Source organism: Rhizobium sp. AG207R, from assembly GCF_027109195.1.
In the GTDB taxonomy this organism is placed as follows: Bacteria; Pseudomonadota; Alphaproteobacteria; order Rhizobiales; family Rhizobiaceae; genus Rhizobium; species Rhizobium dioscoreae.
In genome coordinates this window covers 32,396-45,089 of the sequence record NZ_JAEPVT010000016.1, presented here as the reverse complement: position 1 = coordinate 45,089, position 12,694 = coordinate 32,396, and the positions used below count along the sequence as shown (strand labels likewise).

General features: G+C 57.9%; 11 protein-coding genes. 7 read left to right on the top strand and 4 right to left on the bottom strand.

Annotation, left to right across the window (positions count from 1 at the left end; genetic code table 11):
* The first annotated feature begins 252 nt into the window (after positions 1-252).
* Positions 253-2,724 carry a glycoside hydrolase family 3 C-terminal domain-containing protein gene (locus tag JJQ51_RS29740; RefSeq protein ID WP_152094877.1) on the top strand — a complete coding sequence of 824 codons (2,472 nt, stop codon included), beginning with the start codon at positions 253-255 and terminating at the stop codon, positions 2,722-2,724.
* 100 nt (positions 2,725-2,824) lie between these two features.
* Here JJQ51_RS29740 and JJQ51_RS29735 read toward each other — a convergent pair whose 3' ends face one another.
* On the bottom strand, positions 2,825-4,903 hold the full coding sequence (locus JJQ51_RS29735; RefSeq protein ID WP_145634159.1) for a putative bifunctional diguanylate cyclase/phosphodiesterase: 2,079 nt from the start codon (positions 4,901-4,903) through the stop codon (positions 2,825-2,827).
* Between the two features lie 519 nt (positions 4,904-5,422).
* Between JJQ51_RS29735 and JJQ51_RS29730 the strand changes: the two genes are divergently transcribed.
* On the top strand, positions 5,423-6,703 hold the full coding sequence (locus JJQ51_RS29730) for a TadE/TadG family type IV pilus assembly protein (protein ID WP_269245642.1): 1,281 nt from the start codon (positions 5,423-5,425) through the stop codon (positions 6,701-6,703).
* A 132-nt stretch (positions 6,704-6,835) separates the two neighbouring features.
* Here JJQ51_RS29730 and JJQ51_RS29725 read toward each other — a convergent pair whose 3' ends face one another.
* Both JJQ51_RS29725 and JJQ51_RS29720 read right to left on the bottom strand, forming a co-directional pair.
* Positions 6,836-7,243, bottom strand: a complete 408-nt coding sequence (locus JJQ51_RS29725; RefSeq protein ID WP_113352489.1) for a helix-turn-helix domain-containing protein — start codon at positions 7,241-7,243, stop codon at positions 6,836-6,838.
* A 260-nt stretch (positions 7,244-7,503) separates the two neighbouring features.
* On the bottom strand, positions 7,504-8,400 hold the full coding sequence (locus JJQ51_RS29720) for a LysR family transcriptional regulator (RefSeq protein WP_269245634.1): 897 nt from the start codon (positions 8,398-8,400) through the stop codon (positions 7,504-7,506).
* A gap of 133 nt (positions 8,401-8,533) precedes the next feature.
* Here JJQ51_RS29720 and JJQ51_RS29715 point away from each other — a divergent pair, with 133 nt between their 5' ends.
* From JJQ51_RS29715 to queE, 4 genes are all read left to right on the top strand, one after another.
* On the top strand, positions 8,534-9,640 hold the full coding sequence (locus JJQ51_RS29715) for an aldo/keto reductase (RefSeq protein ID WP_269245633.1): 1,107 nt from the start codon (positions 8,534-8,536) through the stop codon (positions 9,638-9,640).
* 166 nt (positions 9,641-9,806) lie between these two features.
* Complete coding sequence (gene queC / locus JJQ51_RS29710; protein ID WP_269245632.1) at positions 9,807-10,517, top strand: 7-cyano-7-deazaguanine synthase QueC; 711 nt, start codon at positions 9,807-9,809, stop codon at positions 10,515-10,517.
* Positions 10,517-10,873 (top strand): 6-carboxytetrahydropterin synthase QueD, encoded by a 357-nt coding sequence (gene queD, locus JJQ51_RS29705; RefSeq protein WP_113332791.1) that lies wholly within the window; start codon positions 10,517-10,519, stop codon positions 10,871-10,873. Before queC ends, queD begins: the two co-directional genes overlap by 1 nt.
* Positions 10,870-11,598, top strand: a complete 729-nt coding sequence (gene queE, locus JJQ51_RS29700; protein ID WP_269245631.1) for a 7-carboxy-7-deazaguanine synthase QueE — start codon at positions 10,870-10,872, stop codon at positions 11,596-11,598. Before queD ends, queE begins: the two co-directional genes overlap by 4 nt.
* Positions 11,599-11,693: 95 nt before the next feature.
* On the opposite strand, the gene nrcR is transcribed toward queE, so the two are convergent.
* A complete protein-coding gene (nrcR, locus tag JJQ51_RS29695; protein ID WP_113332789.1) occupies positions 11,694-12,050 on the bottom strand; it encodes a transcriptional regulator NrcR in 357 nt (118 codons plus the stop codon).
* A gap of 327 nt (positions 12,051-12,377) precedes the next feature.
* Between nrcR and JJQ51_RS29690 the strand changes: the two genes are divergently transcribed.
* A complete protein-coding gene (locus JJQ51_RS29690) occupies positions 12,378-12,581 on the top strand; it encodes a hypothetical protein (RefSeq protein WP_269245630.1) in 204 nt (67 codons plus the stop codon).
* Positions 12,582-12,694: the final 113 nt, after the last annotated feature.

Genomic DNA, 12,694 nt, shown 5'->3' with positions numbered 1-12,694 from the left:
GAACCGGCGCTTTTGACCGGTACGGCAATCAGGGACGTCCATTCCTGTGCCGAACTTATGATTTCCGATCGGTTGCGAAGCGTGCTCCGTAGCGGCTGCGACCTGAATGTCGGCAAAAAAAGATATGGAATTTCATTCACATATCGCACTATCGGAAGAACATCTGGCGTGTTTATGATTTGTTGGTCTTAAATGCGAATCTCCATCGCGGATGGACGATGGAACAGCCAGCGAATTGCTCGGGAGGCCTTTATGATCGACGATATTCTCGACCGGATGACGCTTGAAGAGCAGGTTTCGCTGCTGTCCGGCGCCGATTTCTGGACCACGGTGCCGGTCGAGCGCCTTGGTGTTCCGAAGATCAAGGTTACGGATGGGCCGAACGGAGCCCGCGGTGCCGGCTCGCTGGTTGCGGGCGTCAATGCCGCCTGCTTTCCCGTCGCCATCGCCCTTGGCGCGACATGGAATCCGGCTCTTGTCGAGCGCATGGGTGTGGCACTTGCCGGTCAGGCCAAGAGCAAGGGCGCCTCGGTGCTGTTGGCGCCGACGGTCAATATTCACCGCTCCGGTCTCAACGGCCGCAATTTCGAATGCTATTCGGAAGATCCGATGCTGACGGCCGCGCTTGCCGTTGCCTATATCCAGGGCGTGCAGAGCCAGGGCATTGCGGCCACGATCAAGCATTTCGCCGGCAATGAATCCGAGATCGAGCGCCAGACGATGTCGTCGGATATCGATGAGCGTGCTCTTCGCGAAATCTATCTGCCGCCGTTCGAGCAGGCTGTGAAGAAGGCTGGCGTCATGGCCGTCATGTCCTCCTATAACCGGCTGAATGGCACCTATACGAGCGAGCATCCCTGGCTGCTGACCAAAGTTTTGCGACAGGAGTGGGGTTTCGACGGCATCGTCATGTCGGACTGGTTCGGTTCGCATTCGACGGCGGCGACCATCAATGCCGGGCTCGATCTGGAAATGCCCGGTCCGACGCGCGACCGTGGCAAAAAGCTGGTGGCGGCAGTCCGCAACGGCGAGGTCGAGCCGAAGACGGTGCGCGAAGCCGCCCGCCGCATTCTGACATTGCTGGAGCGTGTCGGCGCCTTCGAGAAGGTGCCCGATTTGAGCGAACACGCGCTCGATCTGCCTGAGGATCGTGCTTTGATCCGCGAGCTCGGAGCCGAGGGTGCCGTGCTCTTGAAGAACGACGGCATTCTGCCGCTGCAGAAGGCAGGCCTTGGGCATGTGGCGGTTATCGGGCCGAATGCTGCCGAAGCGCGTGTCATGGGCGGCGGCAGCGCCCAGATTGCCGCCCACTACAGGGTCAGCCCATTGGAAGGCATCCGGCAGGCACTATCGAATGCCAACAGCATTCACCATGCCCCCGGCTGCCGCAACAATCGCCTCATCAATGTCTTCTCCGGTGAGATGCGGGTAGAGTATTTTAAGGGCCGCGATCTTGCAGGCCCGGTGATCGCCACCGAAACGGCAAGCAAGGGCGAATTCTTCTGGTTCGACCTGCCGTCCTCGGAACTCGATCCCAATGAGTTCTCCGCCCGCATGACGGCATCCTATGTGCCGACGGAGAGCGGCGAGCACGTATTCGGCATGACGAATGCAGGCCTTGCCAGGCTCTTTGTCGATGACAAGCTCGTCGTGAATGGCTATGACGGCTGGGCCCGAGGCGACAATTATTTCGGCACGGCCAATGTCGAGCAGCGGCAAGGCATCCATCTGGAAGCCGGACAGAGCTACAAGGTGGCGGTGGAGTATTGCTCTTCCGCGACGACCGAGGAGGGGATCAATCTGACGGCGGTACGCTTCGGCGTGGAGAAGCCGCTCGGTGAAGAGGCCATGCTGGATGCCGTTCAAAAAGCAAGCGATGCAGATGTCGTTCTGCTCTTCGTCGGCCGCGATGGCGAGTGGGATACGGAAGGGCTCGATCTGCCTGACATGCGTCTGCCGGTCCGGCAAGAGGAATTGATCGACCGGGTGGCGGCCGCCAATGCCAATACGATTGTCGTGCTGCAGACCGGTGGTCCCATCGAGATGCCATGGCTCGACAAGGTTCGGGCCGTGCTGCAGATGTGGTATCCCGGCCAGGAACTCGGCCACGCCGTTGCCGATGTGCTCTTCGGCGATGTCGAGCCCGGCGGGCGCCTGCCGCAGACCTTCCCGAAGCACCTGTCGGATAACTCCGCCATGGTTGGTGATGCGTCGGTCTATCCTGGCAAGGATGGGCATGTGCGCTACGCCGAGGGCGTTTTCGTCGGATATCGTCATCACGATACGCGCGATATCGAGCCCCTGTTCCCCTTCGGCTTCGGTCTTGGCTACACGCGATTTTCCTGGGGCGAGGCGCAAGCTTCGGCAACGACGATGGGCGCGGAGGGCATTACCATCACGGTGGATGTTACCAATACCGGCGGCAGAACCGGCTCGGAGCTTGTGCAGCTTTACGTTCGCGCGCCTGCTTCGACAGTCGAGCGGCCGGACAAGGAGTTGCGCGCCTTTGCCAAGCTTCGGCTGATGCCGGGTGAAAGGGGGACGGCTTCGCTTGTCGTGCGCCCACGCGATCTGAGCTATTTCGACGAGCAGACGGGAACATTTCGAGCTATCGCCGGTCGCTATGAGCTTCTCGTGGCCGCCAATGCTCTCGATATCCGCTCCACAGTTGCAATCGAGCTCACGAGCGAATGGATCGGCGAGGTTTCGGACCGCTCGATCTGATATTGCGAACGGAGCGGCTGACCAAATCGAAGAAGGAAAGGAGGCGCAGGTCCGCGCCCTGTAATTGCTGCGGATTTTGCATTGACGCGTGAGGAACGTCCTAGCGCCGACGCATGCGATAGGGCGGCAACCGGCCGGAAAATGCCAATGCTTCATCGTCCTCCACGGACGTCTCCTCTTGAAAGATTTGCCCGACGGGCTTCGGCCGTCCGAGGAAGAAGCCTTGCGCCTCGTCGCAACCCTCGACACGGAGGATTTCAAGCTGATGGTTGGTCTCGACGCCTTCCGCGAGAACAGGGATATCCAGGCTCTTGCCGAGCGTGAGCACGGCGCGGACGATCGCTTTTGCCTGAATGCTGTGATCCACTTCGTTCATGAAGGAGCGATCGAGCTTGATTTTGTCGAAGGGGAAGGAGCGAAGCGTATCGAGCGACGAATATCCTGTTCCGAAATCGTCGATGGCAACGGTCACGCCAAGAGCCCGGATCTGTCGCAGGACATGTAAAGTACGAGTTTTGTCGGCAATGATTGTGGATTCGGTAATCTCAAGCTCCAGCCGCGACGGAGCAAGGCCGGTTTCGATAAGGATCGCATGAACGAGTTTTGCGAGATCGGCATGAGCAAATTGTACGGGTGATAGGTTGACGGCGATCTTGTAGGGCTGCTCCCATGACGCTGCCTCCTTGCAGGCCGTGCGCAAAACCCATTCGCCGATGATAAGGATCGTGCCGCTTTCTTCGGCGATCGGAATGAATTCCGAAGGCGGCACAGCACCATGCTCGGGATGATGCCAGCGGACGAGGACCTCGTAGCCGCAGATCTGCCCTGTGCGAACCGAGGTCTGCACCTGATAGTGCAGATCGAGCTGATCCAGTTCGACAGCACGGCGCAGGTCCTGGGCCAGCGTATGACGGGCGCGGGCAGCTTCATCCATCTTGGATTCATAAAAGCAGACTGCGCGGCCGATATCGGCCTTGGCGCGATACATTGCGAGATCGGCATTGCTGACGAGGCGCTCCTGGTCGACGCCATCGTCCGGATAGACGGCAACGCCGATGCTGGCCCCTGTCGCCGTCTCGAAATCGTCGATCCGGATGGGCTCGAACAGGACCTTCTCCAGTCGGGCAACGAAATCCAGCAGTTCGCTCTGCTCCCGGAAGCGCTTGGCCGCGGCAAACTCGTCACCACCGACGCGTGCGACGAACTCGCCGTCCCTGACGAGGCGGAGCAGCCGGCGTCCAATCGCCTTAAGTGCCTGATCGCCAGCCTTGTGTCCCCGCAGGTCGTTGATTTCCTTGAAGCGATCGAGGTCAATGCCGATGACTGCAAGCTTCACGCCGTCTTCGCTGGCATGTCCCATCTCGCGTTGAAGATGGTCGGCAAAGCTGCTGCGATTGGGCAGGCCCGTCAGCAGGTCGTTGAGGGCCATATGCTGAAGTTTTTCGATGGATTCGCGCGAGGCTCGCTCGTCGATCATATAGCTTGCCACGCCGGTGCCGATGATAAGCAACCCACCGCCCGCCACGGCAACGGCCATGGCCTTCAGTGCGTAGGCGTCAGCGATGGCTGCGCCGGTTACAAGCGGGGTGACCGATACGGCGGTCATTGCCGTAAAGTGAAGCGAAACCACGGCGATGACGAAAAGAGCGAGGCCGGCGATCGGGGAGAGCTGCCAAGGCCGGCGCACCGCCTGATTGAGCGCAAGCGCCGCAAAAATCACCGAAAGTGCGACCGAGGCGACAACATAGCCCTGGTTCCACTCAACGATCCCGTCGACGTGATAGGCCAGCATGCCTGTATAGTGCATGGTGGTGATGGCAAGGCCGACGACGGCTCCGCCGAATTCCGGTGCAACGCGCGGCACGCGCGACAAGGCGATCGCAAAACCGCCGGCACAGCCGATGGCAGCCAAAAGAAAGGAGGCCATCGTCAGGATCGGATCGAAGGTGACCGGCGCACCGACCTCGTAAGCCAGCATGGCAATGAAATGCGTGCACCAGATCGAAGATCCAGCCGCCACGGCGGTCAGAAAGATCCAGCCGCCACGCTGAAGTTCGAGCGTCCTTTCGGCTCGCTTGAGCAGATTGAGCGTGATCCAGCCGCCACTGACGCAGACGAACGCCGCGAGAAGAACGAGCCACAGATTGTGTTCCGTGAAGATGCAGGAAAGAACGCGCACGTAAAGATCCCAACCATAGCCATCAGGGCGAAGAAGACAGTTGCAACGACGGCTGCCGCACCTGAAATCGATGGCGATTGCTTTCGCGGGTAAACACTAAAAATCGGGTAAAGACACTTCGGGTAGATTTGCAATTTTTGCGTTATGTTTATGGTGCCTGTCTCGCGTATATATTGCGGATCATGCGTCTTTCTTCATGAAATGTTCGGTTTATGCCCGATTTAAGGCCGTCGGAGTGTGAGTACCGTATCGAACTTCATTCAATTCGACCACGGGATCGACGACTATATCCTGTATTCTTGGTAAATTTCCTCTCAATTTTTGCAGTATAAATAAGAAGTTTGCTCTTATGAGAATCTAAATATTTTCGTTCGATAATATAAATAAGTATATTTGAAAGTAATAATACTTTCGTTTCGCGAATGTTTTGAAAATACAACTTATGCTACAGAGAGCTTGCTCGTGAAGAGATTCAGGATCTATCCACAACCGTTTGTCGCATTGCGCAAACTATCAGGGATGCTGTTTACGGACCGTTCGGGGAATTTCGCAATCACGACGGCGCTGATTGCCGTTCCGTTGATTGCGGTGGGGGGGCTGGCGCTCGATGTCACCAATGCGATGCTCGTCAGAACGGAATTGCAAAATGCCGCCGACGCCGCTGCTGTGGGTGCAATCGCGGATTCATCTCCGGCGGTTGCGGCTGCCATGGCGATGACAAGCGACGGCACCGTCACGATCGGTCAAGGCGACGCCAACAAGCTCTTCTACGGCCAGGCGTCCAGCGATCTTCAGAATATACCGGTCAGCGTCAGCGCCGGGGTAACGCGCACGGGAAATATCGTCTCTTCCACGGTCAATTTTTCGGCGAACGTACCGACGACACTAAGCCAGGTCATCGGCAAGACGTCTATTCCCGTCAGCGGCTCGGCATCTGCGCAGTATCAGACGGCGAACTTCATGGATTTCTACATGCTGCTCGATAACACGCCTTCCATGGGGATCGGCGCTACCATGGCCGATATTGATAAAATGGTGGCAAACACGTCAGACAAATGTGCCTTTGCGTGCCATATTAAAGGTTCAACGAGCGACTATTACAATCTTGCGACGAATGTACTGAAGATCAATACGCGTATCGACGTCGTTCGCCAGGCGACACAGTCGCTGACCGATACCGCCGTGCACAACCGAGTAACACCCGATCAGTACAGAATGGCCGTCTATACATTCGGCAAAGACACGACGACAATTGGCTTGACCAACGTATCGCCGCTGTCATCCGATATGGCGCAGGTTAGCGGTGCCGTCAGCAAGAACAACGTGGATCTGATGGTTGTTCTAGGACAGAACGACAACAGCGATGAGGATACAAGTTTTGATACGGTGCTGACGCAACTCGGGCCGATCATTGGTACGGGCGGCAGCGGAAAAACCACTTCCGATCGTCAGAAGGTCCTCTTCCTTGTCACTGACGGCGTCGGTGACAGCAAAAAACCCAACACCTGCACCAAGCCGACGACGGGTGGGCGTTGCCAGGAGCCGCTCGACACCACCTTCTGTCAGCCCTTGAAGAACCAGAACATCAAGATCGCTATCCTCTATACGACCTATTTTCCCCTGCCGACAAACCCTTGGTACAACCAGTGGATCGCACCCTTTCAATCGCAGATCGGCACCAATTTGCAGACTTGCGCCTCACCCGGCCTCTATTTCGAGGTGAGTCCGACGCAAGGCATCTCGGACGCTATGAACGCCCTGTTCCTGAAGGTCATTCGTACGCCACGTATCACAAGCTGACGGCAAAGCATTGAATTGTCGGGGCAATGAAGGCTGAAGCGGTTTGGGGCTTCACGGAATCGTCAAACCGCTCCATCACTTTTTTTCGTAAATTCGGACGGAAAGCCGCCGCGTACTTATTCCGGAATTGGTTTAAGTCAACGCCAGCGACTTGAGCAGGCCGACGATCTTCTGTCGGGTCCTCACATCCTTGATCTTTGCAAAGGCTCGGTTGAGCTCAATGCCTTCTTCGGACGAAATGAAACCGACGAGGTCGTTGCGGATCACTCTTGCTTCCTCGGTCGAAACAGGGTTGTCGAAGGCTGCGTTATCGAAGAAGTGCGAGATCGGGACGCCAAGACAGTCGGCAACATGTTGCAGGCGACTTGCGCCGACACGGTTGGCGCCTTTTTCGTATTTCTGAACCTGCTGAAAGGTCAGGCCCAGTTTTTCGGCAAGCGCCGATTGGCTCATACCCAGCAGGCGCCGTTGCGCGCGGATGCGTTTGCCGACTTCGATATCGATCGGGCTGGGCGGCTTTCTCTTCGAAATATCTTGCACGAGTTCCTCTTTCAGACCGGGAAGCTGCCAATCCGACCGACAGGAGGCGAGGGCGAATGCCCCGAACCCATGCATGCCCTCATTGGCGGAGCTTTCCAACTATGACTGCCGAGTGCCGTGAGAGACGGCAATCGCGATTCAGCTGGATCGCGATCCAGCGCTGCATTTCGTGCGTATTTCGTACAATGGCTGCGCGATTTGACCATTCGTTAGCATGTCGATGGGAAGCAAATGGCGCTTTTTGCCCGCCGAGGAGCGACTCAACGATTGATCTGTCGTACCGTGTCGATGAAAGCCCTGAGTTTCGGGGCCAGCTCGGCACGACGCGGAAAGTAGAGAAAAAGGCCTGCTTCCGTCACTGCATAGTCACCTAGAAGGTGGACAAGCCTGCCGGATGTGATCTCCGCCTTGACCAGCGGTTCGAAGACATAGGCCAATCCCACGCCTGCAACGGCCAGCTCTATGGCCGAATGTGCTTCGGTGACGATCGCCTGGCCATTCACCGTCACCGCGACATCCCGCCCATCCTCGACGAATTCCCATTGATAAAGGCCGCCGGAGCGGATCAGGCGGTAGCCGATACAATTATGGTTGGAGAGCTCCGCAAGCGTGTTTGGACGCCCGAAACGCCCGATATATCCAGGCGAAGCGACGACGATGGATCGGAAAGGAGGGGTGAGGCGAACGGCGACCATGTCCTGCGCGATCATTTCGCCGACGCGGATGCCGGCGTCGAAACCCTCGGAGACGATATCGGTCAGCCTTTCATCGGAGAAGATTTCCACTTCGACTTCGGGATAGCGTTCGGCCATCGCTGCGATCACGCGGGTGACTGCCAGCGGCAGGCTGATGCGGGATGCGTTGATGCGCAACAGGCCGCTTGGCCTGCCCTTGACGGCTCTGATGCGCTCGATGCGGTCGTGAATATCCTGCAGCGCCGGGGTGATGGTGGCGATCAGGCTCCTGCCGGCTTCGGTCAGCGCCACACTGCGCGTCGTGCGGGCAAAGAGGGGCTGGCCGAGCCGTTCTTCCACGAGCCGAACGGCATGGCTAACGGCCGATGCGCTCATGCCAAGCTCGCTGGCGGCGGCGGCAAACCCTCCGCGGCGGGCCACGGCGGTGACGATGGGCAGATGTGGCAGCAGATCGCGATCCATTGCTGCATGATATCGCATAATGCATGCAAATTAAATAATCTTATCGAATGGCTCGAAAACAGCGACTCTGGGTGCATCACGCATCGCCGGGTCGGTCGTCGATACGCCCGGTTGGCCAAAGAGGAGCATTGCGATGAGCATGGAATTTTATACGCTGGGCAATAGCGGCTTGAAGGTAACACGGCTCGCCCTTGGCACCATGACCTTCGGCACGGAATGGGGTTGGGGGGCAGACAAGGAAACGGCACGGGCGATCTTCAATGCCTATGTCGACGCCGGCGGCAATTTCTTCGACACTGCCGATGCCTATACGGGCGGTACGTCTGAGGCTTGGCTCGGTGAATTCATCGCCGAGCGCGGCTTGCGCGACGACGCCGTTATCGCAACCAAGTTCACCATGAACCTTACCGCACAAACGCCGAATGCGGCCGGCAATGGCCGCAAGAATATCCTGCGGTCTGTCGAGGGGTCGCTGAAGCGGCTGAATACGGATTACATCGATCTCTATCTCATGCATTGCTGGGATCGCCTGACGCCGCCAGAGGAAGTGATGCGCACCTTCGATGACCTCGTTCGCTCGGGCAAGGTGCGGCATGTCGGCTTGTCCGATGTTCCGGCATGGTACGCCAGCAGAGCCCAGGCGGTGGCCGAACATCGCGGCTACGAGCCGATCTCCGCACTTCAGCTCGAATATTCGCTGGCCGAACGCAACATCGAAAATGAATTCGTGCCGTTTGGCACACGCTACGGGGCAGGTATCATGGCCTGGAGCCCGCTTGCGAGCGGTCTGCTGAGCGGTAAATATCGGCCGAGCAGCGAGAGGCAGACCGCGGGCCGGCTGGAAACCGTGCGTGGTACGACCAATCCAGGCTTCCAGAAATTCAACGAGCGCAACTGGGCTGTTGTTGCCGAGCTGGAGAAGGTGGCGACCGAGCTCGGCCGCAGCATGGCACAGGTCGCGGTCAACTGGGCGATGACCCAGCCTGGTATTGCCTCGATCATCATTGGCGCCACGAAACTGGAACAACTGAGGGACAATCTCGGCACCCTTGAGTTCACGATACCGGACGAACTGCGGCGGCGCCTGGACGAGGTCAGCGCCCTGCCGGCGACTTTCCCCTATTCCTTCTTCGGATCGGAGATCCAGGGCAGCTTGACGGGCGGCCAAACGGTCGGTGGCAAGCCGGCGGGTTACTATCCAGATCTGAATATTTCCGGGAAGTTTGCTGGGGTCAGCTGACGGCCTTACAAAACCTCGACGCGCCGGCAGGTGCCGGCGCGTTGCCATGAAATGTTGCGGAATGCCTTGTTTCCTCCCGGTTCTGCTGCTAGTGAGCCGGCCGTGGCTTTGAAGAGCCATGAAATCCGGTCGCAGCCCACCCGGTCAAAACAAGGGATCCTGAATTATGAAGACTATCGTGATCTGCTCCGGCGGATTGGACTCCGTTTCGCTCACCCATAAGGTCGCAGCCGAACATCAGCTTATCGGCCTCGTCTCCTTCGATTACGGTCAAAGGCACCGCAAGGAGCTGGAATTCGCAAGCGCCTGCGCCAAGCGTCTCGGCGTGCCGCATGAGATCATCGACATCACCGCCATCGGCAAGCATTTGACCGGATCGGCTCTGACAGATGATGTCGCGGTGCCGGATGGGCACTATGCCGAGGAAACCATGAAGGCGACGGTCGTGCCGAACCGCAATGCGATCATGCTGGCGATCGCCTTCGGGCTTGCGGCTGCGCAAAAGGCGGACGCTGTTGCCGTCGCGGTTCATGGCGGCGATCATTTCATCTATCCCGACTGTCGCCCGGGTTTCATAGACGCCTTCCAGCAGATGCAGCACCATGCGCTCGACGGCTATGCCAGCGTTTCGCTCTATGCGCCCTATGTGACGATTTCCAAGGCGGATATCGTTGCCGACGGTGCCCGGCACAAGACCCCCTTTGCCGAAACCTGGTCCTGCTACAAGGGCGGGAAACGTCATTGCGGCCGCTGCGGCACCTGCGTTGAGCGGCGCGAGGCCTTTCATCTCGCCGGCATTGAGGATCCGACCGAATATGAGGATGCCGATTTCTGGATTGCTGCGACATCGGGCTTTTCGGCTGAAGAGGTGAAGTGATGTACCGCATCACCAAGGAATTCCACTTCTCCGCCTCGCATCAGCTTTCGCATCTGCCCGATGATCACCAGTGCGCGCGCATGCACGGGCACAATTACATTGTCGTGGTGGAGCTTTCGGCAACAGAACTCGATCAGAACGGCTTCGTGCGAGACTATCATGAGCTACAGCCGTTAAAGCGCTATATCGATGAAACCTTCGATCATCGTCATCTGAACGATGTCTTCGGACATGATCGCGTCACGTCCGAATATCTCGCCAAGCATTTCTACGACTGGTGCAAGGAACGATTGCCGGAAGCATCCGCTGTGCGGGTCAGCGAGACGCCGAAGACCTGGGCGGAATACCGGCCATGAGCGGCGCGCTCATCCGCGTCAGCGAGATCTTTGGGCCGACGATCCAGGGCGAGGGGATCCTGATCGGTCTTCCGACGATTTTCGTTCGCACCGGCGGCTGCGATTATCGCTGTTCCTGGTGCGATACGCTGCATGCCGTTGACAGCGACTATCGCGATCAATGGCGGCCGATGCCGGTCGATGAGATCTGGCAAGAGGTGACACGGCTTTCCGGCGGTAAGCCGCTGACGATCTCGCTCTCCGGCGGCAATCCCGCGATCCAGCCGCTCGGCCCGCTGATTGCACGCGGTCATGCGGAGGGATATCGCTTCGCGCTGGAGACTCAAGGGAGCCTGGCCAAGGAGTGGTTTGCCGAACTCGATGTGCTGGTGCTCAGCCCGAAGCCACCTTCGAGTGGCATGACGACGGACTGGACCGCCTTCGACGACTGTCTGCGCATGGCAGGCGACGGACCGCAAATCGCTTTGAAGATCGTCATATTCGACGATCTCGACTATGAATATGCGCGGGACGCGGCCGCTCGCTATCCCCAATTGTCCGTCTATCTGCAACCCGGCAATCACACGCCGCCGCCAGCCGATGCAGAAGATGCGCTTGTCGATATCGACGGCATCGTCGAGCGGATGCGCTGGCTCGTGGAAAAGGTCGGCGATGACCGATGGTTCGAAGCGAGGGTGCTGCCGCAATTGCATGTGATCATCTGGGGAAACAGGCGCGGCGTGTGAGCAATTGCGATTGGTCATAGCATGCCTGCGCGATCCATCGACATCCGAAATTCGCATTCGGTGGCCGATGGCGGCAAAGCCGCATCGGCTCTTTGTCATGGTTTTTTGTCGTGATCGTCATTGTCGCCGGTCTTCGGTCTCGCCGGTTTGAGTTCGGCGTCGAAAATCCCGGCAAGCGTCTTCAGGATCTGCAGGACGCCTGGATGATCGCAGGTATAATATCTGAACTGCGCCTGACGGCGCACTTTCACGATACCGGAATGATGCAGGCGGGTCAGGTGCTGGCTGAGCGCGGATTGCGATATGCCCAGCTTCTTGGCCAGGCTGTTCACATCTTCCTCATGGCCGGACAGATGAATACAGACCTCCAGGCGCTTGGGATTGGAGAGCTGGCTGAGAAGATCTGCATGATAGATGAGACGCTCGTCTTCTGTGGACTGATCTGAGTACATCGCGTGGCCGATCGTTGGTGTTACACTATAGAGCCGCAGCGCCGCGAGGCTATAAGCGCAAAAGTTGCAAAATTATGGTCTAATTTATTGCAAAAACGTTGCGCGTTCGCGGAGCAAACGGCCCTCCCACTTAAGGCTGATCGCAATTGATCAACCCTTCCTTAGCCGACAACTAGGGTCCTATTGTATTTTGGGAATATGTCCCTTCATTCGATTTGCGATTAATCTGTAACAAAATTGAACGAACTGCCTTGTTTTTGTCCGGCTTTTGACATCGCAGTGCTAATTAAGCGGTCTATCTTCTGCGCTAACGAACAGGAGGTAACCATGACCCAAAGGGACTTGACGATCGCCGAAGTTCTTAAAGATCCGCTGATCCGCCAGGTCATGCGCGCAGATCGCATATCCGTAACCCGGATGGCGGATCTGCTACAGGATGCTGCACGCAGGCAAGAACGCGCCTTGTCCGCCAATCTCGCGTCGATTGCGCATGCGGCGGTACGTTCCGTACCGCAAGCCGACCTGCGCTGATATTCCGTCATCCGACAGCGACGATCGCCAGATGATCCCGGCGATTGTCGCTGCAGCATTTCCGTATTGAACGTCTCTACCGGTCTCCAAGCAATCCAGGATCGCTGGCTTTT

Coding starts and splice junctions, on each gene's coding strand:
- JJQ51_RS29740 (WP_152094877.1), top strand. CDS start 253: ATGATCGACGATATTCTCGACCGGATGACGCTTGAAGAGCAGGTTTCG.
- JJQ51_RS29730 (WP_269245642.1), top strand. CDS start 5,423: ATGCTGTTTACGGACCGTTCGGGGAATTTCGCAATCACGACGGCGCTG.
- JJQ51_RS29720 (WP_269245634.1), bottom strand. CDS start 8,400: ATGGATCGCGATCTGCTGCCACATCTGCCCATCGTCACCGCCGTGGCC.
- JJQ51_RS29715 (WP_269245633.1), top strand. CDS start 8,534: ATGAGCATGGAATTTTATACGCTGGGCAATAGCGGCTTGAAGGTAACA.
- queC (WP_269245632.1), top strand. CDS start 9,807: ATGAAGACTATCGTGATCTGCTCCGGCGGATTGGACTCCGTTTCGCTC.
- queD (WP_113332791.1), top strand. CDS start 10,517: ATGTACCGCATCACCAAGGAATTCCACTTCTCCGCCTCGCATCAGCTT.
- queE (WP_269245631.1), top strand. CDS start 10,870: ATGAGCGGCGCGCTCATCCGCGTCAGCGAGATCTTTGGGCCGACGATC.
- nrcR (WP_113332789.1), bottom strand. CDS start 12,050: ATGTACTCAGATCAGTCCACAGAAGACGAGCGTCTCATCTATCATGCA.
- JJQ51_RS29690 (WP_269245630.1), top strand. CDS start 12,378: ATGACCCAAAGGGACTTGACGATCGCCGAAGTTCTTAAAGATCCGCTG.